Raw genomic sequence first — 1,009 nt, 5'->3', positions numbered from 1 at the left:
AGGTATCGTTACGTGAATACATAGCGTAACGAGGCGAACGAGGGGAACTGAAACATCTAAGTACCCTTAGGAAAAGAAATCAATTGAGATTCCCCTAGTAGCGGCGAGCGAACGGGGAACAGCCCTTAAGCTGTATTGAATGTAGTGGAATCCTTTGGGAAGAGGAGCGATACAAGGTGATAGCCCTGTACACGACGCAATCTTTACAGTGAAATCGAGTAGGTCGGGACACGTGTTATCTTGACTGAATATGGGGGGACCATCCTCCAAGGCTAAATACTCCTAACTGACCGATAGTGAACCAGTACCGTGAGGGAAAGGCGAAAAGAACCCCTGTGAGGGGAGTGAAATAGAACCTGAAACCGTATACGTACAAGCAGTGGGAGCCCTTCGGGGTGACTGCGTACCTTTTGTATAATGGGTCAGCGACTTATATTTAGTAGCAAGGTTAAGCGAATAGCGGAGCCGTAGCGAAAGCGAGTGTTAACTGCGCGTTTAGTTGCTAGGTATAGACCCGAAACCCGGTGATCTAGCCATGAGCAGGTTGAAGGTTGAGTAACATCAACTGGAGGACCGAACCCACTGACGTTGAAAAGTCAGGGGATGACTTGTGGCTGGGGGTGAAAGGCCAATCAAACCGGGAGATAGCTGGTTCTCCCCGAAATCTATTTAGGTAGAGCCTCGGACGAATTCCATTGGGGGTAGAGCACTGTTAAGGCTAGGGGGTCATCCCGACTTACCAACCCTTTGCAAACTCCGAATACCAATGAGAACTATCCGGGAGACACACGGCGGGTGCTAACGTCCGTCGTGGAGAGGGAAACAACCCAGACCGCCAGCTAAGGTCCCAAAATATTGCTAAGTGGGAAACGATGTGGGAAGGCATAGACAGCTAGGAGGTTGGCTTAGAAGCAGCCACCCTTTAAAGAAAGCGTAATAGCTCACTAGTCGAGTCGGCCTGCGCGGAAGATGTAACGGGGCTAAGCAATATACCGAAGCTGCGGCAGCA

The 1,009-nt window shown here is 50.2% G+C and carries 1 rRNA gene; it reads left to right on the top strand.

Annotated elements, in window-relative coordinates:
- Positions 1-1,009: ribosomal RNA gene (locus ACXAGK_RS19460) — 23S ribosomal RNA — on the top strand; the annotation flags it as partial.

Source organism: Alteromonas sp. ABM1_013 (assembly GCF_056160505.1).
This window is presented reverse-complemented; position numbering and strand designations above follow the sequence as displayed.